21 protein-coding genes are annotated in these 20,683 nt (G+C 35.0%); all 21 read left to right on the top strand.

What is annotated here, in order from left to right; genetic code table 11:
- Nucleotide 1: 1 nt before the first annotated feature.
- Genes AC07VK_RS20430 through AC07VK_RS20330 form a run of 21 tightly spaced genes read left to right on the top strand, consistent with a single transcriptional unit; the run spans nt 2 to nt 20,675 of the window.
- On the top strand, nt 2-760 hold the full coding sequence (locus tag AC07VK_RS20430) for an FkbM family methyltransferase (RefSeq protein ID WP_492962941.1): 759 nt from the start codon (nt 2-4) through the stop codon (nt 758-760).
- A gap of 31 nt (nt 761-791) precedes the next feature.
- Nucleotides 792-1,670, top strand: coding sequence for an alpha-1,2-fucosyltransferase (locus AC07VK_RS20425; protein WP_492962943.1), 879 nt, complete (start codon nt 792-794; stop codon nt 1,668-1,670).
- A 28-nt stretch (nt 1,671-1,698) separates the two neighbouring features.
- Entirely contained in the window at nt 1,699-2,607 is a 909-nt protein-coding gene (locus tag AC07VK_RS20420) for a hypothetical protein (RefSeq protein WP_492962945.1), read from the top strand.
- A 29-nt stretch (nt 2,608-2,636) separates the two neighbouring features.
- Nucleotides 2,637-3,626, top strand: coding sequence for a glycosyltransferase (locus AC07VK_RS20415; RefSeq protein ID WP_492955485.1), 990 nt, complete (start codon nt 2,637-2,639; stop codon nt 3,624-3,626).
- A complete protein-coding gene (locus AC07VK_RS20410) occupies nt 3,619-4,500 on the top strand; it encodes a glycosyltransferase family A protein (protein WP_492962947.1) in 882 nt (293 codons plus the stop codon). Before AC07VK_RS20415 ends, AC07VK_RS20410 begins: the two co-directional genes overlap by 8 nt.
- On the top strand, nt 4,500-5,177 hold the full coding sequence (locus tag AC07VK_RS20405; protein ID WP_492962949.1) for a class I SAM-dependent methyltransferase: 678 nt from the start codon (nt 4,500-4,502) through the stop codon (nt 5,175-5,177). The genes AC07VK_RS20410 and AC07VK_RS20405 overlap by 1 nt, the downstream gene beginning before the upstream one ends.
- Nucleotides 5,164-5,916: a glycosyltransferase family 2 protein gene (locus AC07VK_RS20400; protein WP_492962953.1), complete on the top strand. Its 753-nt coding sequence runs from the start codon at nt 5,164-5,166 to the stop codon at nt 5,914-5,916. Before AC07VK_RS20405 ends, AC07VK_RS20400 begins: the two co-directional genes overlap by 14 nt.
- The gene (locus AC07VK_RS20395) at nt 5,900-6,955 is read left to right on the top strand and encodes a glycosyltransferase family 10 domain-containing protein (RefSeq protein WP_492962954.1); all 1,056 of its coding nucleotides are present in this window, start codon (nt 5,900-5,902) and stop codon (nt 6,953-6,955) included. The genes AC07VK_RS20400 and AC07VK_RS20395 overlap by 17 nt, the downstream gene beginning before the upstream one ends.
- The gene (locus tag AC07VK_RS20390; protein ID WP_492955490.1) at nt 6,945-7,913 is read left to right on the top strand and encodes a glycosyltransferase family 2 protein; all 969 of its coding nucleotides are present in this window, start codon (nt 6,945-6,947) and stop codon (nt 7,911-7,913) included. Before AC07VK_RS20395 ends, AC07VK_RS20390 begins: the two co-directional genes overlap by 11 nt.
- Nucleotides 7,874-9,079 carry a glycosyltransferase family protein gene (locus AC07VK_RS20385; RefSeq protein WP_494939820.1) on the top strand — a complete coding sequence of 402 codons (1,206 nt, stop codon included), beginning with the start codon at nt 7,874-7,876 and terminating at the stop codon, nt 9,077-9,079. Before AC07VK_RS20390 ends, AC07VK_RS20385 begins: the two co-directional genes overlap by 40 nt.
- Nucleotides 9,076-10,026: an acyltransferase family protein gene (locus AC07VK_RS20380; RefSeq protein ID WP_492955492.1), complete on the top strand. Its 951-nt coding sequence runs from the start codon at nt 9,076-9,078 to the stop codon at nt 10,024-10,026. The genes AC07VK_RS20385 and AC07VK_RS20380 overlap by 4 nt, the downstream gene beginning before the upstream one ends.
- Nucleotides 10,027-11,073 (top strand): acyltransferase family protein, encoded by a 1,047-nt coding sequence (locus tag AC07VK_RS20375; protein ID WP_492955493.1) that lies wholly within the window; start codon nt 10,027-10,029, stop codon nt 11,071-11,073.
- Between the two features lie 31 nt (nt 11,074-11,104).
- Nucleotides 11,105-11,986: a glycosyltransferase gene (locus AC07VK_RS20370; protein WP_494939819.1), complete on the top strand. Its 882-nt coding sequence runs from the start codon at nt 11,105-11,107 to the stop codon at nt 11,984-11,986.
- A gap of 5 nt (nt 11,987-11,991) precedes the next feature.
- Nucleotides 11,992-12,849, top strand: a complete 858-nt coding sequence (locus AC07VK_RS20365; RefSeq protein ID WP_492962960.1) for an FkbM family methyltransferase — start codon at nt 11,992-11,994, stop codon at nt 12,847-12,849.
- 4 nt (nt 12,850-12,853) lie between these two features.
- Entirely contained in the window at nt 12,854-13,870 is a 1,017-nt protein-coding gene (locus AC07VK_RS20360) for a glycosyltransferase (RefSeq protein ID WP_492962962.1), read from the top strand.
- Complete coding sequence (locus tag AC07VK_RS20355) at nt 13,867-14,805, top strand: hypothetical protein (protein ID WP_492962964.1); 939 nt, start codon at nt 13,867-13,869, stop codon at nt 14,803-14,805. Before AC07VK_RS20360 ends, AC07VK_RS20355 begins: the two co-directional genes overlap by 4 nt.
- A gap of 4 nt (nt 14,806-14,809) precedes the next feature.
- On the top strand, nt 14,810-16,036 hold the full coding sequence (locus tag AC07VK_RS20350) for a glycosyltransferase family protein (protein WP_492962966.1): 1,227 nt from the start codon (nt 14,810-14,812) through the stop codon (nt 16,034-16,036).
- Between the two features lie 50 nt (nt 16,037-16,086).
- Complete coding sequence (locus AC07VK_RS20345; RefSeq protein WP_492962968.1) at nt 16,087-17,310, top strand: glycosyltransferase; 1,224 nt, start codon at nt 16,087-16,089, stop codon at nt 17,308-17,310.
- Nucleotides 17,311-18,129 carry an FkbM family methyltransferase gene (locus tag AC07VK_RS20340; protein WP_492955500.1) on the top strand — a complete coding sequence of 273 codons (819 nt, stop codon included), beginning with the start codon at nt 17,311-17,313 and terminating at the stop codon, nt 18,127-18,129.
- Nucleotides 18,122-19,276, top strand: a complete 1,155-nt coding sequence (locus AC07VK_RS20335) for a glycosyltransferase family 4 protein (RefSeq protein WP_492962970.1) — start codon at nt 18,122-18,124, stop codon at nt 19,274-19,276. Before AC07VK_RS20340 ends, AC07VK_RS20335 begins: the two co-directional genes overlap by 8 nt.
- Entirely contained in the window at nt 19,266-20,675 is a 1,410-nt protein-coding gene (locus tag AC07VK_RS20330; RefSeq protein ID WP_492955502.1) for an exosortase Y-associated Wzy-like protein, read from the top strand. Before AC07VK_RS20335 ends, AC07VK_RS20330 begins: the two co-directional genes overlap by 11 nt.
- Nucleotides 20,676-20,683: the final 8 nt, after the last annotated feature.

Genomic DNA, 20,683 nt, shown 5'->3' with positions numbered 1-20,683 from the left:
CGTGAAACGGATAATTAAAACGTTCCTAAATAAATTAGGCTACGACTTAATTAATAAAAGGCCATTTATTGCTGGTTCTGCCAGTAAGCCACCACACAGCAGTTTTCGTTCCGTAATGGAAGATTTAATTAGTAGGGGCTTTAGGGCAGATACCATTTTCGATGTAGGTGCTAACAATGCCGAATGGAGTAAAGCCACACAACAGCTTTTTAAACATTCGAAATTTATCTTAATAGAACCGCAGCAAGAAATGGAAAAATACTTAAAAGATTTCTGTACTGAAAATGAAGGATCAAGGTATTTTTTGTGTGGTTGTGGCAGCGAGAATAAAAAGCTTACACTAACCATTTGGGCGGATATGGCAGGAAGCTCTTTCATTCCCTTGCAAGCTGAAGTCTTTGATTATGCCTCAGAAAAAAGGGAAGTTGAGGTTAAAACAATAAATTCATTAATCAATACCCATAAGCTTGATATACCAAATTTGGTAAAGTTAGATGTACAGGGCTTTGAAATTGAAGCACTTAAAGGCGCATCAAACTTGTTTGGAAAAACAGATGTATTTATACTGGAAGTAGCGCTTTTCAAATTTGAAGGTATGCCAATTTTCGACGAAGTGATTGATTTTATGAGTAAAAAAAATTATGTTATTTACGATTTCGCAGGGTTCTCGCGCAGGCCATATGATGGAGCTCTTGCGCAGTGTGATGTTGTTTTCGTTAAAAAGGATGGTTTCTTAAGGCAACATCAGCAATGGCGTTAATAATACTATCGACATATAAAAGTTCAAAAATTTGATAGGCGTTTTATTACAGGGAAGACTCGGAAATCAACTTTTTCAATACGCTTTTGCTTATAGCACGGCCAAAAAACTAAAAACTGAATACTTCATTGATCTTAGTCAAGAAAAATTCTTAATTCCCTCCTATTTCACACTTGAGCCCTCTTTAACCAACTTACTAAGCCGTTATATCTTTAGCATAACCGGTTTTAATAGCATTTTCAGTATTCACCTTAAACGATTTTTTTCAAAAGCATTGAAACCTGTTTCTTTACAGCAAGAAGTACGTTTTGGATTCGATATTTATCCATATAAAGTATTAGAAAATTTAGAAAACGATATTCAATATAATGGTTACTTTCAATCAGAAATTTACTTTCAGGAATATCAACAAGAGATCAGAAAACTGTTTACCATTAGAACAACGGTACAAAAAACATATGAACGAACTTATAAATCTATTTTTAGTGGCAAGAAAATAGCAACATTTCATATCAGGAGAACGGATTATACACAACTCGAGCAATTAAACTTAGGAAAACCAGATCTTTCACTTCCCAGAGATTATTATCATAACATCATTTCTAAACTTGAAAAAGACAACTTACTGTTTGTTTTTATCAGCGATGATCCAAAATTCGTAGCAGAAGAATTTAGTTATGTAAAAAACAAATATATCTCGCAGGCTAATGAAATTACCGATTTTCAACATATGTTAAATGCCGATATATGTGTTATTTCGAACAGTACGTTTAGTTGGTGGGCGGCTTGGTTAAACGCAAACCCCAACAAAATGGTTTATTGCCCGAAATACTTTTTAGGTTTCCACATTCAAAAAACAGTACCTCCAGAAATTTATCCATCAAACTGGACCCTAATGGATGCTGATTAAAGTTATGATAGAAAAGTAAATTTAGATAATGGCAAGCCGATCCGTAATACTAGTTGGTACAAATACTAAGAAATATTTAAACTTTGCTTTAAGTTGCGCAGCCTCCATTCAACTGCATAACCCTGAGCTGCCTATTTTTATTGCAACAAATATTATCCCGCAAAAAAAATATAGAGGCATTCATTTTATTGAGGTAGAAGAGCACATTGCCAAACTATTTATTGAGACCAAACTTTACCTTGATACTTTTTTACAAACCGACGAAACTTTATACATTGATTCGGACATGCTTTGTTTTGGAGATTTGACCCCGATTTTTGATGCTTGTAAAGAAATGGATGTGACCGTGCTCGGAAAACTTCATCCCATTGAGGATTATTGGGGAGATCAGGCTGATTTTGCTAGAAAAGAGTTTGGCATCGACCATTCTATTCTGTTTAACGGTGGTCTGTATTTTCTTAAAAAAACAGAACTAACTACTAAAATCTTTAATAAAGCCAGAAAGATTTCTGAACGTTATGATGAATATGGATTTGGTAGAATCCATAACAATTGGAAAAATGAAGAAGACATGGTTTCAATCGGAATGATTTCCAACCAGCAGCTGCCTATTGATGATGATGGGCAATTTGTAGCCGGTTTCTCTACTGAAAAACCGCCTAAAAAATTTAATGTACTTAAGGGTATTATGACTTTTAATTACAATTCTGCAGCTGCGTTGAAAACAAAAGAACATCCTATCAAACCGATACTCTTTCATTTTGGAGGAGAAAATATGTATTCGCCATTATATATTGCCCAAAATACACTACTCAAATTACACAAGTGGAATATTCCTGTTCAATTGGGAAGTTTAGTTGTAGCACTAGGTGTAAATATGCCGTTCAGCATCATGCGCTATATAAAGCAAAAGTTATCAAAACTTGCAAAAAACTAACATTTGCAATGAAATACCCGGTTAATTAAATGAAAGGAATATCAATCATCGTCTGTTGTTATAACAGTGTTGATAGGCTACAGCAAACCTTAGCACATCTTGCTGGCCAGATAACGGCAAATGTTCAGGGGATAGAGCTCATTATAGTGGATAATAATTCGACTGATAAGACCTTAATCTGTGCCCAAGAAATTTGGGGTAGGTTAAACCAACCATTTGAAGCTTTTTTTTTTCATGAGCCAAATCCCGGACTCACCCATGCAAGAAAAAAAGGTATTGAAAATGCCAAATATGATTACCTGATTTTTTGTGATGATGACAATTGGTTGGATAAAACATACAGTGAAACTGCTTATTCTTATTTTGAATCGGATCCAGAATTAGCCATATTGGGTGGTACCGGATCAGCAGTTTTTGAGCAAGAGAAACCTTACTGGTTTGATCAATTTTATCATGGCTATGCAGTGGGCAAACAAGCACCTCAAACGCAATATTTAAATAGTGTTTATGGAGCAGGCATGGCGCTTAGAAAAAGTGTGATAGTAAGCGATCGATTTACTGCTGTACCACTTATTTTAAACGATAGAAAAGGAGTTAGCTTATCCTCAGGAGGAGATGCTGAAATCTGTTTAAGGGTTAGGTTATTGGGCCATAAAATATTATTTACCGATGAATTAACATTTAAGCATTTTTTAACCCACTCAAGACTCCGTTGGGCATATCTCAAAAAATTACATGATGGTTTTACCGCGGCATATATCCCCCTGCATATTTACGAGCTTGTAATGAACGGTCAAAAAATTGGAAAGTTTTATTGGCTACAACAAAGCTTTTTAAACTTTGGCAGATGGATAAAATACAACATCGTTTATTTTAATAAGATTGTTGGAAATGATGAAGGAAATACAGAAGCAATCAGGCTAAGGGGATGGTACATTCTTGGCGTCGATTTTTTAAGAAATAATTTCAAAACTAACCGGATTTATAAAACCATCCTGTCTATTAAACAAAATGATTAATCTCTCTTATCTCATTTCTACTAAAAACAGACTGCCTTATCTTAAAATTACATTGGCGCATTTGATACAAAATTGTTTACCGGATGAAGAAATTGTAGTTGTTGATGCCCACAGCTCTGACGGTACTGGAGAATACCTTAAAGCGCTATTGAAGGAAGGAAAGATCCATCAGCTCTTAATCGAAGCGGATAAAAACCAAGCACATGGCTGGAATAAGGCAATGATGATGGCAAAGGGAATTTTACTCAAAAAAATTATTGATGATGATGTTTTTTGTTTTGAAGCCATCAGAAAATGTAAAAATCAATTGCTTGCCCATCCCGAAATCGACTTTTGTATTTCAAACGCACTTTCAGTTAATTTATCAAACCCTGCATTAATTGAACCAAGTTCGAGATTTGAACAATTTTCTGCATGGAAAAATGGATCTACAAAATCTTTCAGTTTCAGCGATGTTTACCTCATGATCAGAAAATCAGCATTAGCCTATACCGGTTTGTACAATACTCAATTTGTAATGCTTGATTGGGAGTTCGCACTGCGGATAAGTTATTTAAAATGTAATATCACTTATTATACTGGTTATATGGCAATGGGCGTAGGAACGCCATCCAACATCACATCACTTACATCTAAAGATATCCTAAAAAACGAAGGAAAGATTGGTGCATTTTTATACCAATATGAGGGCGATAGCAATGATATTAGTTTATGGAGTAAAACGAAGATATTTGCAGGTAAGCTGCTAAAAAAAGAAAGCAAAAATGCCAGCTTAAGGATTCAAACTTCTAATTTGGATTTACAGGCCATTTACAACGATTTTTATCAGGTAATTAACCAAAAGGAAATTACGGCAGATGAAACTTTTTATTAATGTACAGTAAAACTGATTATCAAGCTAAGGAAGATAGCTATTTTCAACATGCAAGAGAAGAAATGTTGCAGTTTATACCAAAAGATGCTGCAAACATCTTAGAAGTTGGCTGTGGAGATGGTTCTTTTGGGGCTTATGTTAAAAAAAATATCCCTTGTACCTATTTCGGTATTGAGCCTGACGGAAGGTTTAGTCAATCAGCAACTGAAAGACTAGATCAGTTTGACAATAGCTTGTTTACTGCTGAAAGTAAATTACCACATAACCACTTCGATTGCATTGTATTTAATGATGTGCTGGAGCATTTAGCCGAACCGCAAGCTACATTAATCAATTGTAAGGCTTTTTTAAAGGAAAACGGCGTAATTGTAAGTTCAATACCAAATATAAGGCATGCACCTTATTTATACCGCCTTTTCTATCTTGGCGAATTTCAATATGAAAATTCAGGGATCATGGATAAAACCCATCTTAGGTTTTTCACAAAAAAAAGCATAAAAAAAATGTATCAATCTTTAGGCTTTGAAGTAATACAGCATGTAGGTATTAATGAATCATTATCACCAAAGTTCAAATTTATTGTCAGTATACTGAACCTAATCACGTACAATAAATTTGAAGACACAAAGTTTCAGCAATATGCCACAGTAGCCAGAAAGGTAAATGACAAATATTGACATTATTATTTTAAGCTATGCCAAAAATGAAGCGTTGAAAAACACAACGCTCGAGGCTATAGGATCTTTGCTGGCAAGTGAAGATCCAGATCTTATCAAATTCAATATCATTGTTATCGAATCAAATAAATTACTGGCACCATTTCAATATCCAGAGAGCAAAACAATCTACCCAAACCAAGGGTTTGGTTTCCATAAATATTTAAATATAGGCATCGCATCAACTCAAAACGAATTGATCTGTTTTTGCAACAACGACCTTATTTTTCATAAAGCTTGGGCCACAGCTATTTTAGAAAGTATTAGTGTAGACCCAACAATAAAAAGTTTTGGATTATTTTGTCCAAAATTTCACTCTGAAAAAACTGAAGTAGAAAAAAAACCTATAAATTATGGCTACAAAAATGGAATAATTTTCACCGGATGGTGCTTTCTTGTAAAAAGAGAAATTTTTAAATCGACTGGTTTATTCGACGAACGATTCAAATTTTGGTTCTGCGATGACGACTTTAGGCTCACCCTTCAAAAGCATAAAATCAAAAATGCCCTTATCCGGGATGCCCGGGTAACACATCTAACAAGCGAAACCCTGGCCAACGAAAGTGATTATAAAAAAACCTACCTCAAATATATCAGTTTCGCTTTGTACAAATATAAATGGCAGCATCATAATTTGATGGTTTATCTGTTTGAACGGCTTAAATACAAGTTAAAAATTCTTTATGCAAAGTTTGGCTGAGCCGGTTTTAAAAAAAACAATAAAAGTTAGGCTACAAAATGGCTTGGATTTTGAAACTTTCAAAAAAGAGGTTTTTGACATTGAGAAACTTGATGATCATTTTGATTTTCAGCAATCGGATGAGCCACAATTTATCATTTTCGGCCCATATGGAAATGATATTCCTCAAAAAGGGAATTATACCAGGGTAGGCTATTTTTGCGAAAATATTACACCAGATTTTAGCCATTGTGAGTGGGCTTTTGGTGTTCCGGATGAAAATGAAGTAAAAAACCCTAAATACAAGCGGATTCAATGGCATGGTTTGGCACCCGAATCTTTATTAAAATCGTTAACAGATAATGACATAGATTTAATCCTCCAACAGAAAAATAAATTTTGCAATTTTTTGTATTCTAACCCGGTAGCCTATCGGGAGCAGTTTTACAAACAACTTTCTAAATATAAAAAGATAGATGCTCCGGGCAAATCAATGAACAATATGGCTTCTATTGATGCACTGTACAAAGGGAATATTTGGGAAAGAAAACGTCAATTTCTATCCGAATATAAATTTACAATCGCTTTTGAAAATTATGCTTATCCAGGATACCAAACCGAGAAGCTTTATGATGCCATGCTTTTAAATAGTTTACCTGTTTATTGCGGTGATGAAAACATTAACCAAGTATTCAATCCGAAAAGTTTTATCAATGTTGGCGACTTTATTGAACCCCAGAAAGGGAAATTGGTTTCGATGCTTGAGCGTTCTTCGCAGCAAAGTTTTGTTGATATCAGGCCGCAATTTTTTAAAAGTCCTATCCATCGCCTAACAAGGAAGGTGAAAGCAATTGGAAGAGAACTGAAAATGAAATTACAATATAACAATCTCGATTTTTCAGATCTGATTGATCGGATCATTGAAATTGATAATAACCAGGAGCTCTATATTGAATATTTAAAACAACCTTGTTTCCATAATAATACCATACCAACCAACACATTGAACCGAGACAGGTGGATTCAAATTTTTAATAGCCATCAAGCTGATGAAATCTGATTTAGTTTCGGTAATTATCCCTGTGTATAATGGTGCATCCTATCTATCAGCATGTATTGAATCGGTATTGGCTCAATCTCATCAAAACCTCGAGATTATTATTGTTGATGATGGTTCATCTGATGATTCATTAAAAGTGGCCATGAAATTTGAAAATGAACGCATACATATCATTTCGCAAAACCGGAAAGGAGCCTCCTCAGCCAGAAATTCAGGGCTCTCGATTTCTAAAGGAAATTTTATCCAGTTCTTAGATGCAGATGACCTTCTTGGTGAACATAAATTGAAAAATCAGCTCCAGGTACTACTAGAAAAACCAGGCTATATTGCCAATTGCAGCACCATACATTTTTATGATTCAGACAATATTGCTAACCTTCGACCAAGTGCTTACGAAGACAATTTTTACGAGAGCACTACTGAAAAAGATGAATTTTTAATTAAACTTTGGGGTGGCTATTCAGCATTCGGTTCGATGGTTGCTACCCATGCCTGGTTAATTCCAAAATCACTTATTGCCGTTGCAGGTGGATGGAATACAACATTGACGACTGATGATGATGGAGAGTTTTTTGCAAGAATAATATTAAACTGTAAAGGGATTATTTATTGCCCTGATATTTTTGTTTATTATCGCAAACAATATCTTCCTTCCCTATCAAGATTAGATTCTGAAGAAAAATTGCGTAGCTTATTATTATCAGCAACACTAAAAACAGATCATTTATTAAGCGTGAACTCATCTGAGGCCGCAAAATTGGCCACTTATAAAATAATTTTAGATATTGTAGTAAATAGCTATCAAAAATATCCCGATATCTATAAAACAGCTTTACAGGCCTTACCTACAGTAAAAAACAATAAATATGTGCCTAGCATAGGTGGCCCGGTTATTCAAAAAATTGCCAGGTATCTGGGGTGGAAAACCGCATTGAATTTGCAAAAGTTTTTCAGATAAAAGCAACCGTGAAGATTTTCCTTTCTTTTTTACAATCAAAACATCAGCATCCCATATCAGCGTATAGTTTTTGGGAATATTATCTCAAAAATGGTCTGACCGAGGGAGCACACGAATGGGTTGAATGTGAGGATGTAGATTGGGCCAGGGGGCTTGTACCACAGTCTGAGGAAGAATTAAGCAAGTGGAAATCCACCAGCTGGGAAAAAACACTTCATAAAATAAAACTCACTAAACCAGCTATATTCTTAAGTTATTTATATCCACAGCAAATAGATGAGCAAGCCATTTCGGAGATTAAAAAACTAGGGGTTTATTGCGTAAATTTCTTTTGCGACCATGTAAGGGAGTTTAGTGCGGTCCCCGCAATTTTTGGCATATTCGATCTTAATTGGGTACCTGAGCATGCCGCTATTGCCATGTATAAGAAAGCTGGTTTCGATTATATTTATTTACCCATGCCCATGTGGGTAGCTCCTAGCCACAGAAACATTACAACTACTGAAACGGGACAACTTTCGTTTATTGGCTCATATGATGTACAACGGTTATTACTCTTAGAGGAATTAACACAAACTAACTTTCCATTTGAAGTATATGGATCAGGCTGGTTGCCAAATGAAGAAAAGCCAGTGAATCAACCGCTTCATTATCCGGTAGCTCAAAAGCTACTCTTCCAATACAGTTTCTTAACCAGATATGGCTTAAAAGCGTATATACGAAAATTGCAGCAAAGAAATTTCAAACCTTCCAGCAGCAATAACCTTAAAAGCCATCTTAATGGCAAAATAAATTTTGAAAATTATGTCCGCATTACGCAAGATAGTATGATTACGCTGGGGATAAACCGCTACCCTAGTTTTAATTTCCCCTTACGGCACCCAAATACTTATTCGAGGTTAAGAGATATCGAGGCACCAATGCTTGGCGCATGTTACTTAACAGAATTTACCGCTGGATTGGAAGAGCTTTATGATGTTGGAAAAGACATTTTGGTTTATAAAAACACCAGCGAATTAATAGAAAAAGCAAATTGGTTAAAAGAAGATGTGAATATGCGTTTTCAACTCAGAAAAAATGCTCAACAGGTAGCCCTTAACGAGCATTCCATTCCAAATGCTATAGCCAAAATTATACAGCGTCAAAGAAAAACAATAATCCCTTGAGATTAAAAAACATCGATATACTCAGAGGGATTGCAGCCATTTCTGTTACCTATTTCCATCTTTCAGGAAGTTCCGGTTTATCAGCACAAACAGCAAACACAGGAAAATGGGGTTATTTAGGCGTAGAAATTTTTTTCGTAATCAGCGGCTTTATCCTGCCATATAGTATGCATAAGCGGAAATATCAAATTGAAAGCTTTTTTAAATTTATTTTAAAAAGGATCATCCGGATCGACCCTGCTTATTTTGTTACCATCATCGTTTCTATTTTGTTAACGATTGCGGCAAAACAACCCATTCCAAATTGGGCAACCATACTATCTCATTTGGGTTATTTAAATTACATATTGGGTTATGAAGCTGCATCCCCAGTATTTTGGACTTTAGCCATCGAATTTCAATTTTATTTATTATTAGCCTTATGTTTTAGTGTTATCGCTAATCCATCCAATGTATGGCCATTCCTATTTATCGGTATTATTTTGGCATTATCATTTGTTTCGTCGCCACATTTTTTGCCAGCATGGTTTAGCCTGTTTGCCATGGGTATACTTTTATTTAGAAAGGTGGTTTTGAATATAGATTCAACTGTATATTGGCCGGCAACAATTACTTTGTTAATTTTTACATGTTACAACAATGGTATTCTAGAGGCTCTTGTAGCATTGCTTACGGTGCTTTTTATTTTATATATTAAAATTAATACCAATACTTACAGCAGTAAGCTCATGCTTTGGTTTGGAACCATCAGTTATTCGCTTTACCTTATTCATTGGCACTTAGGGCGGGTTGGTGTAGCCATTTTTCGGCATGTTCCGGTTTTAGGCCACTCAGAGTATTTAAGGCTGGCTGCAGGAATGGTTACAGCAGTTTTTGCCGCTTGGATTTTATATTTATTAGTTGAAAAACCATCGCATAAACTGAGCAGTAAAATTAAATACAGCTAAATGTTAGTTAAAAGCCAAGAGAGAATAGCGAATATTGAGTTGTTGAGAGGTATTGCCTCAATTGGGGTATGTCTTGTTCATTTACAAATGTTTAGTGGCTATACCCAATTTCCTGTTATTGATAAACTAATAAATGGAGGCCAATTAGGGGTTTATGTTTTCTTTATAGTATCAGGCTTCGTACTTCCCTATTCACTTTACAAGAATAACTACCGGTTAAAGGACTTTTTTACCTTTTTGTTTAAAAGAAACCTACGCATAGATCCTCCATATTTTATTGTGCTGATACTAAGCATCTTTATTTTACAGTTAGAAAACTTCAGTATTAAAAACTTTATATTCAACCTGTTTTATCTTGTTCCTTTTGTAAAAGGTGCTTATTGGTATGATACACTTTTTTGGACCTTGGGCATAGAAATGCAATTTTATATTCTACTAGGGCTATTGTTTCCTTTGTTTAAACAAATCTCACCGTTAATTACCTTGGTTATATTGGTAATATTATTCCATTTTATTATCTACATCAAATTTGGTGATGGCAGAAGCTTCATAATTGAAAATTTAACTTTTTTTATTGTTGGTGCCATCATGTTTATGGTGTATAAACGCTTGGTTAATTTTACACTAGGCATCACAATTTTATTTGTATTGTGTATTGAATGGTCATTTTTGGTCGCAATACGATATACCTTAATTTCAATCCCAACAGTAGCGTCGGTTTTACTTTTTAAACCGTTTAAGCAAAAAATCGGGCTCTTTTTGGGTCAAATTTCTTACTCGCTTTATCTTACGCATATCCTTGTTGCAGGTTTAACAATTAATCCATTAATGGCACTTGGCATTTCGCCGTTTGTCTGCTTTATTATTCAAATCTCACTATCTATACTTGTTGCAAAACTATACTATCAATTTATAGAAAGATACTTCATCAGGTGTTCAAAAAAAATCCCTTACCATCGTGATAAAAAATCGAATTTTGGTTTATTTCAAAAAAGAACCTTTAAAAGATCGTTTTTTCTTTGGAGACCGTTTTTTAAAAAAGATTAGAAACTATATTCTACCTCGGAAAACGGGAAGCTTGGAATTGGTCTTTCTCAACTTGTGTAAAGGTTTTGAAAAATTAAACATTGGGTATAAAAAAAATTTACCTTTTCACAAAATTAAACCAACTGATTATATTGTAGTTTTGGGCACTGGCAAAGAAGTGTTTAAAGGTTACCAACAACCAAATAAAATAATTGCAGGTATTGGCTTAATGACACATCCTGCGCAATGGCCTACCCTTTTTAACGATTATCCGGTTGTTGCTTATTTACAGCACTCTACCTGGACTTCGAAACTCTATAATCGTTATTTTGGCAATAACAGTTGCAAAATTTGGCCTGTTGGCATCGATACCGATTTTTGGAAACCAAAACCAAACGTTACTAAAAGCCATTTGCTCATTTATGTTAAATTTCTTTGGGATAGGGAGCAGAATACAGAAAATCTGCTTCATCCAATTTTGGCATATTTAGCCGCACATCAAATAAACTATCAGGTGATTACCTATGGCAGCTATCAGCTTAAGGATTATAAAGAACTACTTGCTGAAAGCGTTGGAATGATCTTTCTGTGCGAACATGAGAGCCAAGGAATAGCATATCAAGAGGCCATGTGTATGAATGTTCCAATTTTTGCCTGGGATATGGGAAAATGGCTTGACCCCAACCGATTAGAATGGGGTGAAAAAGAGGTTGTAGAAGCCTCATCAGTACCATATTTCGATAGTTTGTGTGGCGACAAATTTCAAAACCTGAGCGAATTCGAAAATAACTTTGAATCATTTTATGCTAAGGCATTGAATAACGAATATCATCCACGAAATTACGTGATTGAAAATTTAAGTCTTGAAAAAAGTACCAGCAGAATGCTTGATATTATTCACGAAGTTTATCATTATAATTTATCCAATATTTAGCTTGAATGAGTAAAACCCTAAGAAAAATTGCGTTTAAAATTAGGCATGCCCCACTTTTGGAGAAATACAATTGGTTTTGGGATTTTCTTAGAAAGCCTTATCACCAATTTTTAAATTTACTTCACTATACAAATGGTGTTAAGTTCGAAATCAACAGGCAAATAACAATCAATTTACCGCCTGCTTACACCTCTACCCAATGGCAAGATTATGAACCCGAGCATACCACCTTTCTCATCAATTGGGTTAAATCAAATCCAAAAGCACTCATACTGGATTTAGGTTGCTCTACAGGTTATTTTTCTGCCATTTGCCTTTTTGCTTCAGAACAGGCAACCGTTATCGCATTTGATTCAGATCTGCAAAGTTTACAATCAACCAAAAATATGGCTCAATTTGCCAAAGGAAACAGATTAAACTTAATATATGGTTTCGTTTCGGCAGAATCGACAACAGGATTTGATGTCCAAACGGCTATTCACGATACAAATACTTTACTTGCTTCGGCAAAACTTAGTGGTAAACCCGGAACAACAAAATACATCAATTTAGATCACACTCACGATAAAGAAATCCCAACCAATAGCATAGATACTCTTTTTAAAGAGGAAGAAATTACACAAACCGTACTGATTAAGTGTGATGTAGAAGGCGCAGAATTTTATGTACTTACCGGGGCCAAAGAATTTATATTGAAACATCAGCCCAACTTACTTTTGAGCGTCCATCCAGATATTCTTCCCGTTTTTAATCATTCGGTTAAAATGATCAAAGATTTTTTATTTTCATTAGCTTATAGCTATGAGATAATTGCCATCGATCATGAAGAGCATTGGTTTTGTAAACCGAGACAAAAAGAATAGTGATATGAGGATATTACTGATTATGGATCCTGGAATACCTGTACCTCCCCCACTTTATGGCGGACATGAACGTTTGGTGCATATGTTTGCAGAAGAATATGCAAAAAAAGGGCATACAGTAAGCCTGCTTGCCGGACCAAACTCCAATATATCCGGAAATACATATAGCTTCGGAAAAAATGACCTGAATCGTTCTAAATGGCAAAAATTTAAAGAACTTCTTCAAGCCTGGATTTTCCTCTACCAGAAACGGAATGATTTTGATGCGATTCATAATTTCGGTCGGTTAGCCTATCTCATTCCAATAATCAACAAAAAGGTAAAAAAAATAATGACTTATGGCCGACCAGTTTCCCAAAAAGGTATCAGTGCAATAACACGGCTACCGCATCAAAATTTAACTTTTACGGCTTGTAGCAATTATTGTGTGTCAACAGGAAATATTACAGGTTACTGGAAAACCGTTTATAATGCGATAGATTTTAAAAAGTACAACTTACAAGAAAAGGTAAAAGCTTATGCTCCGCTTATGTTTTTAGGAAGAATGGATAAAGTTAAAGGCTTACATACGGCCATTAATATTTGCCTCTCTACCGGTAACCAGTTATATATAGGTGGGAATATTCCAACCACTCCTGATAATTATTTATACTACAAAGAGTTTATTGAGCCAAAATTTGATGGTAAACAGATTATTTACCTCGGTCCTTTAAACGATGATGAAAAAAACCACTACCTGGGGAAGTCAAAGGCGCTTCTTTTTCCAATTGAATGGGATGAGCCTTTTGGGATGGTTATGGTTGAAGCCATGGCCTGTGGAACCCCGGTAATTGCCTTTAACAGAGGCTCCGTTCCTGAAATTGTAGCCGATGGCATAAATGGCTTCGTGGTTAATAATAAGGAGGAAATGATAAGCGCAATAGAAAAAGTTGAGTCGATAAAGCGAAAATCCTGTAGAATTTACGCAGAAGAAAGATTTAATACGCAAATAATAGCCGAAAGATACTTGTCACTGATATGATCAAAAAGATATATAAAAAGATTGTTTACGAATTAAGGTTTGACAATCCTCAATATTACCATAGAATTTCGGAAAAAGTTTTAAAAACATATTACCAAAAGAAACTTAAAAGTTTGCTTCAGCGGTTAAACCCTATTGAGTTACAAACAAAACCAACCGAACTTACAGTTTGCATGTTATCAGGGCACCGGCATTTTTTAGAATCAGTTGCAGCCATTTATAGCTTCAGTGCCTGGGAAAGAAATTTTAACCTGCATTATCATGAGGATGGTACTTTAACAGCCAATGAAATTGAATATTTACAACAGAAATTTAAAGGCATCAAAATATTCAAAAAAATAGAACAAAATGATAAGATTGATCAATTCCTCTTGAAGAACAATCTCGTAAAATCAGCAGAACTAAGAAAAAAATATGTATTTGCATTGAGGTTATTTGATGCTGTTATTGATAACCAATCGCCATTTTTACTTCAATTCGATTCTGACGTTCTATTCTTTAAAAAACCCGAAGAAATTTTAGATATTATAGAGAAAAAAGATGTTAAAGGCTGTTTTAACAAAGATATTGTTGATGCATACTCCTTTTCACCAGAAACGCTTAACAAGTACGTTAAAAGTCCTATGCTAAAAATGTTTAACTGTGGCTTATTTCTCCATCAATTTGAAAAATTGCCTTTTTTTAATTTCATAGAAGAAATTCTTACAGCCGAGACCGAATCATTGCAATCATGGCACATTGAACAAACCTTATTTGCAATGTACGCCACTAATGAAGGTGGTTATAAACAATTGCCTATTGCTTACGATCTTGCCAAAAAGGAACGCAATAAGGGAAATTCAATTACCAGCGAGCATTACGTACATAGTACTGGATATGATTTTCATAAAGATTTTATTTACAAAATCTATCCAACAATTAAGGAGAAGTTTTAGCTAAATGATTGTCTTAATTAGTTCAGGTCAACCCACGCTAAATCCCAGATTGGTAAAAGAAGCTGATGCGCTTACAGATGCCGGTTTTGAAGTAACTGTAGTTTATCAATTTTGGAATGATTGGGGAACTGAATACGATAACCGATTGCTTCCAACCAAGAAATGGAAAAGTATAAGAGTGGGCGGCAGCCCGAAAACGCAAAAATACGATTATTGGAAAACACGGTTCATACAAAAAATTGCTATTTTTCTTGCTACCACAATGGGTTTTAAAAATGGTATTGCCGAACGCGCAATTGGACGGTGCACCTATAACCTGGCCAGAAAAGCGATGACCATCCCGGCCAACTTGTACCTTGCACACAACTTGGCCGCTCTTCCTGCGGCCTATCTTGCCGCAAAAAAAAACAAGGCTAAATGCGGTTTTGATGCCGAAGATTTTCATCGCAACGAGGTAAGCAACAATGAAAAAAGCCATGATGTGCGGTTAAAAACATTTATAGAAGATAAATACCTGCCACAACTGGATTATTTTACTACAGCCAGTCCTTTAATCGGCAAAGCTTATCATCAAATTTACCAGAGGTTAAATCCAACTACAATTCTAAACGTTTTTCCGAAACAAAATTTAGAACAAAGAAACAGCTTAACCGATAAAATTAATTTATTTTGGTTTTCACAAACAATTGGACAGAACAGAGGCCTTGAGACTGTTATTGCTGCGCTTGGTTTGTTAAAGAATGTCGATATTGAGCTCCATTTATTGGGGGCGCACGATGAAAAAATGATAACCTTATTTAAAGCGCTTGCTAGTAAAAACAATTTCACCCCTGATAAGATCATTTTTTATCCTCCAATTGCTCCTGATGATATTTATAAATTTTCAGATCAGTTTGATATCGGTTTGGCAACAGAAACTAACCAACCTAAAAACCGTGATATTTGTTTAACCAATAAAATATTCACCTACATCCAATCTAGCTTAGCTATTATTGCATCAGATACAACTGCACAAACGAAACTTTTAAAAGCATTCCCCGATATGGGTTTAGTTTATGAGAAAAATAATCCTGAATCTTTAGCGGATGTTTTAAAAACGTATGCCGAAAATAGAACACTATTAACCGAGCATCGAAAACAAGCGCGAAAATATGCTGATGAGGCGCTAAATTGGGAGATTGAAGGACAAAAATTTTTAACTACCGTTCAACAGCTATTTAAACTCAATTGAAACGCCTACTCATTATATCTCCATACTTTCCGCCTGCTAATACAGCTGATATGCATCGCATTAGAATGAGTTTATCTTATTTTAAAAAATTTGATTGGGAACCAGAAGTTGTTGTTGTTCAAGAAAGCTATCTTGATGTGGTTCAAGATCCGTTATTATTACAATCTCTTCCTGCTGAAGTTAAAATTCATAAAATAAAAGCACTTGATAAAAAATGGACAAGCAAGTTTGGTTTGGGTAGCGTAGCCTTGCGTGCTATGTGGTTTTATAAAAATGAAGTGAATAAATTATTACAAAAAAATAAGTTTGATCTGATCTATTTTTCAACTACCGAATTTCCCCTATGCATTTTAGGCCCTTACTGGAAAAAAAAGTTCGGTGTACCTTATATAATAGACATGCAAGACCCATGGCATACCGATTATTACAAGAATTTGCCCAAAATAGAGCAGCCTAAAAAATACTGGTTTTCATACCGGCTAAATAAATACTTAGAGCCCATTGCAATGAAAAAAGCCGATGGGCTAATCAGTGTATCAAGAAGTTATATTGATACACTTAAAGAACGGTATCCACAGCTAAAAGAAAAACCCAGTGCCGTTATTACCTTCGGCGCATTTGATATTGATTTTGAAATTGCCAAAAAAAACGACAAAGCACTCACTTTAGTTTTCGATACGAAAAAAAACCGTATTAATTTAATTTACATAGGAAGAGGTGGAAATGATATGAAACCTGCATTAAAAACTTTAATAGAAGCTTTTAAAAAGGGGTTAGCGGCAGAACCTCAACTGTTTTGCAATATACAGATGCATTTTATAGGCACTAGCTATGCACCAAAAGGTAAAGGTGTGCCAACAATTATTCCGGAAGCCAAAGTAGCAGATATTGATACTTACCTTACTGAATACACCGATAGAATAGGTTTCTATCAAAGCATTAAAAATCTACAAAATGCAGATGGTTTAATTATAATAGGATCAAACCAGGCAGCATATAATGCCTCAAAATTATATCCTTATATATTGGCGAAAAAGCCATTGCTTGCTGTTTTACATCAAGATAGTAATGCGGCTAAAATGATAAAAGATTGTACTGCAGGCCATTTAATTAATATTGAAGAACCAGCAGACAAGGCTTTTGAAACAATGTTATCTTACCTCCAAAGCGTTTATAAACAAATTCCGCCCACAACAAACTGGCAACAATTTGAACATTATACGGCATATTACATGACCAAAAGACAGGTAGAATTATTTAACAAGGTGGTTTAAATGATGCAGAAAGTTTATAAGTTTATATTACACAGACCACTTTTTAAAGGTCAGGACCGATTGTTCAATTATTTATTTACCCATAACAAGCTTGATAAGCGGCCCATTATTGTAAAACCTATAGAAGGCGATTTCAAGATCTGCTGTGATCCTTCTACTTGGATAGGCGCTAAAGTTATTTACACTGGTAATTACGAAGCTGCTATTAAAAAAATCTTTAAATCAGTTATTAAAAAGGGAGATCGCATTTTGGATATTGGTGCAAACATCGGTTTTCATACACTCTATTTTGCAGAATTAACCGGTACCAGTGGAAATGTAATCGCTTTTGAACCTGTACCACATAATTACAGTGCTTTAAATTTCAACATTGGCCTAAATAATTTTAAGCACATTACTGCTAAAAATATTGCATTGAGCAATAAAAACGAGCTGATTTTAATCGCTGCTGATGTAAGCAGCCCAAATCCAGGAGCTTATAATTTATTTGATAAAAATGGAGATATATCAGTTAATTGTTTTGTAGGCGACGAAATTATCAACAATGACCGTGTTGATTTTATTAAAATTGATGTAGAAGGTTATGAGAGTTTCGTAATTGATGGCCTATTACAAACCATCAAAAACAACAAACCAAAAATTATATTTGAATACGACAAACATTATCATCAAAAAACCGGCCGATCAGAAGATTATATTTTCGTTTTGTTAGCTTCATTGGGCTATCATTTTCAGTACATTTATAACGATGGCCTTCAAGCCATCAGTAATTTCCAAAAGATGGTATCGGGTAATATTCTAGCACTTCCAAATGGGTAAAAAACTGGCCATCATTACTACCCATCCGATTCAATATTATGCGCCTGTGTTTCAGCTTTTAGCAAAGCAACTACAACTTAAGGTTTTTTATACATGGGGTGAAGATTCACTTAATAAATTCGACAAAGGCTTTGGCCGGGAGATTGAATGGGATTTACCACTGTTAAAAGGATATGAATATTCATTTCTAAAAAATACAGCAAGCAATAAGGGCACGCATCGCTTTAAAGGAATTGTTAATCCAACTTTAAATAAGGAAATTAAAGATTATAACCCCGATGCCATTTTAATTTATGGTTGGGCCTGGCATAGCCATTTAAAAGCTATGCGTTTTTTTAAAGGCAAAATCCCGGTTTATTTCAGGGGCGATTCCACACTATTAAACAATCAACAAAAATTAAAAGCCTTTTTTAGGAGTGTTTTTCTTAGATGGGCCTATCGCAATATTGATGTGGCCTTTTGTGTAGGCACTGCCAACCAAGCATATTTTGAAAAGTATGGTTTAGAGAAATCACAATTGATTGTAGCCCCACATGCCATAGATAATAAAAGGTTTGCTGCAATCCAAAATGAGGAAGCAGAAAAACTAAGAATCGAACTGGGCATTAAAAATGATGAAATTTTAATCCTTTTTGCCGGCAAACTGGAGCCTGTAAAAAACCCGCTATTATTGCTTGATGCATTTAAATCAATAAAAAAAGTTAATATACATTTGTTGTTTGTTGGAAATGGGATTTTAGAAGAAAACCTAAAATCTGAATCTAAAGATTTAAAAAATGTTCACTTTATCAACTTCCAAAATCAAACCCAAATGCCTGCAATTTATCAGGCCTGCAATCTATTTTGTTTACCATCCATCAGTGAAACCTGGGGCTTAGCTGTAAATGAGGCTATGGCTGCTGCAAAAGCCATCTTGATTTCTACACAGGTTGGTTGTGCCAATGATTTAGTAAACCCATCAATTAATGGTCAAATATTTGAATCAGGTAATGTGGATGATCTTGTACGTAAGCTAACCGAACTTACAAATAGTAAAGAAAAACTGACTCAAATGGGGATAGTATCACAACAAATTATTCAAGGTTGGTCGTTCGAAAACCAGGTTAAAGTAATGGTAGATACTTTTTATAAGAACCATGCAAAATAACAACCCTACCAAACTCACCTTAACCTTATACTTCCCGGTTCTGGTATCATATTTATTAATCAATAGTCCGATTATATCGTATTTTGTGGCCTGGTTTGGCTCATTATTTATCTTTTATACCACTATATTATCTCCCGCCGCTATTATTAATCGCGATTTACCCATCCATAAACAAATTATGAGGCCAATTTTTCTTACCCAGCTCATTTTTGCAGGCTTTATGTGTACCACCTCCATATTTTATTTTATGGATCATTTGGGCTATCGCTACCTTACTGAAATCAATTACGGTGCCCAGTTTAAAGAAAACGAACAAACTGTACTTATTGCCAGCTGCCAGCGGATGAGTTTACTCGCCCATGCAGCTTTGGTTACAGGAATGCTAATTGTTCAGAAACATAAAATTAAACTTAAAAGTACCCAAGCTTTCGATGATGATTTTTTGATCTGGCTCAGTATTATAGTCTTCGGATTAGGCTCTATTTGCCAATTTTTTCCGGGACTTAACCAGATTGCCCTTCCACTTACGCTTATAGGAATATCCTGCGCAGCAGTATTATTTGTTAAAGGATTTATTAAAAAAAACTTTAATTATTTAGCCATTGGAGCCACAATCTTTACCATTAACTTTATCCATGCATCACTTTCTGGCTTTAAGGAACCCATTATTACCAATGTTATCATATTGGCCTGCGTATTTTTTCCTTATTTTAAAAAGTTGATACTCTATCTGGCCATCCCCGTTACTTACGTATTACTGTATTTCTTGCCTACCTATAACAACACTGTCAGACAAAGCTGGGGAGGAGAGGTAAGTGCTGAAGAGGCACAAAACCAAGCTTTTGAAACCTTTAACTCAGATAATGTAGAAGAAATTGAAGATACAAACTGGGGGTTTCTCACCAGAAGGCTAAGTGAGATCGAAATGTTTACCCAGTTTGCAGATTTTGTACCTAGTCATCATCCTTATTACGGTTGGGAAATTGTTGAAGATTCTTTTGAAGGCCTTGTTCCAAGGATTTTTTGGTCTGGCAAACCCAATATGGAAACTGTTTCTATGCAGCGGGTTTATGATGCAGGTGTTGCCAATAAAATGTCAACGGTTTCTGCCAAAACACGGCCAGTAGTTGATGCTTATCTGAGTTGGGGTATTGTTGGAGTATTTCTTTTCATGCTGCTTTATGGGATATTGGTGCAACATCTTTCTGATAAGTCTGAACAAATATTTGGAGGTTACGAGCTAGGCTGTGTAATTATGTTCAATAGCATCTTTCAGGGGCTTTGGCGGGGAAATAACTTCGAATTTATGTTCAACAATATATTTTGGGGATACGTAATTATGTGGGTTCTGTTTTATTTACTCAGAACCTTAAAAGTACTAAAACCAACATTTGATTAACATTATCT

This window comes from Pedobacter sp. GW821-FHT01D05 (assembly GCF_059422505.1).
Note: the sequence above shows the minus strand (reverse complement) of the source record. Positions and strands in the feature narration are given on the sequence as shown.

Excerpts from the sequence above, each read along its gene's own strand:
- AC07VK_RS20420 (WP_492962945.1), top strand. The coding sequence starts at position 1,699 with ATGGCAAGCCGATCCGTAATACTAGTTGGTACAAATACTAAGAAATAT.
- AC07VK_RS20415 (WP_492955485.1), top strand. The coding sequence starts at position 2,637 with ATGAAAGGAATATCAATCATCGTCTGTTGTTATAACAGTGTTGATAGG.
- AC07VK_RS20410 (WP_492962947.1), top strand. The coding sequence starts at position 3,619 with ATGATTAATCTCTCTTATCTCATTTCTACTAAAAACAGACTGCCTTAT.
- AC07VK_RS20405 (WP_492962949.1), top strand. The coding sequence starts at position 4,500 with ATGTACAGTAAAACTGATTATCAAGCTAAGGAAGATAGCTATTTTCAA.
- AC07VK_RS20400 (WP_492962953.1), top strand. The coding sequence starts at position 5,164 with ATGACAAATATTGACATTATTATTTTAAGCTATGCCAAAAATGAAGCG.
- AC07VK_RS20395 (WP_492962954.1), top strand. The coding sequence starts at position 5,900 with ATGCAAAGTTTGGCTGAGCCGGTTTTAAAAAAAACAATAAAAGTTAGG.
- AC07VK_RS20390 (WP_492955490.1), top strand. The coding sequence starts at position 6,945 with ATGAAATCTGATTTAGTTTCGGTAATTATCCCTGTGTATAATGGTGCA.
- AC07VK_RS20375 (WP_492955493.1), top strand. The coding sequence starts at position 10,027 with ATGTTAGTTAAAAGCCAAGAGAGAATAGCGAATATTGAGTTGTTGAGA.
- AC07VK_RS20365 (WP_492962960.1), top strand. The coding sequence starts at position 11,992 with ATGAGTAAAACCCTAAGAAAAATTGCGTTTAAAATTAGGCATGCCCCA.
- AC07VK_RS20360 (WP_492962962.1), top strand. The coding sequence starts at position 12,854 with ATGAGGATATTACTGATTATGGATCCTGGAATACCTGTACCTCCCCCA.
- AC07VK_RS20355 (WP_492962964.1), top strand. The coding sequence starts at position 13,867 with ATGATCAAAAAGATATATAAAAAGATTGTTTACGAATTAAGGTTTGAC.
- AC07VK_RS20350 (WP_492962966.1), top strand. The coding sequence starts at position 14,810 with ATGATTGTCTTAATTAGTTCAGGTCAACCCACGCTAAATCCCAGATTG.
- AC07VK_RS20345 (WP_492962968.1), top strand. The coding sequence starts at position 16,087 with ATGCATCGCATTAGAATGAGTTTATCTTATTTTAAAAAATTTGATTGG.
- AC07VK_RS20340 (WP_492955500.1), top strand. The coding sequence starts at position 17,311 with ATGATGCAGAAAGTTTATAAGTTTATATTACACAGACCACTTTTTAAA.
- AC07VK_RS20335 (WP_492962970.1), top strand. The coding sequence starts at position 18,122 with ATGGGTAAAAAACTGGCCATCATTACTACCCATCCGATTCAATATTAT.
- AC07VK_RS20330 (WP_492955502.1), top strand. The coding sequence starts at position 19,266 with ATGCAAAATAACAACCCTACCAAACTCACCTTAACCTTATACTTCCCG.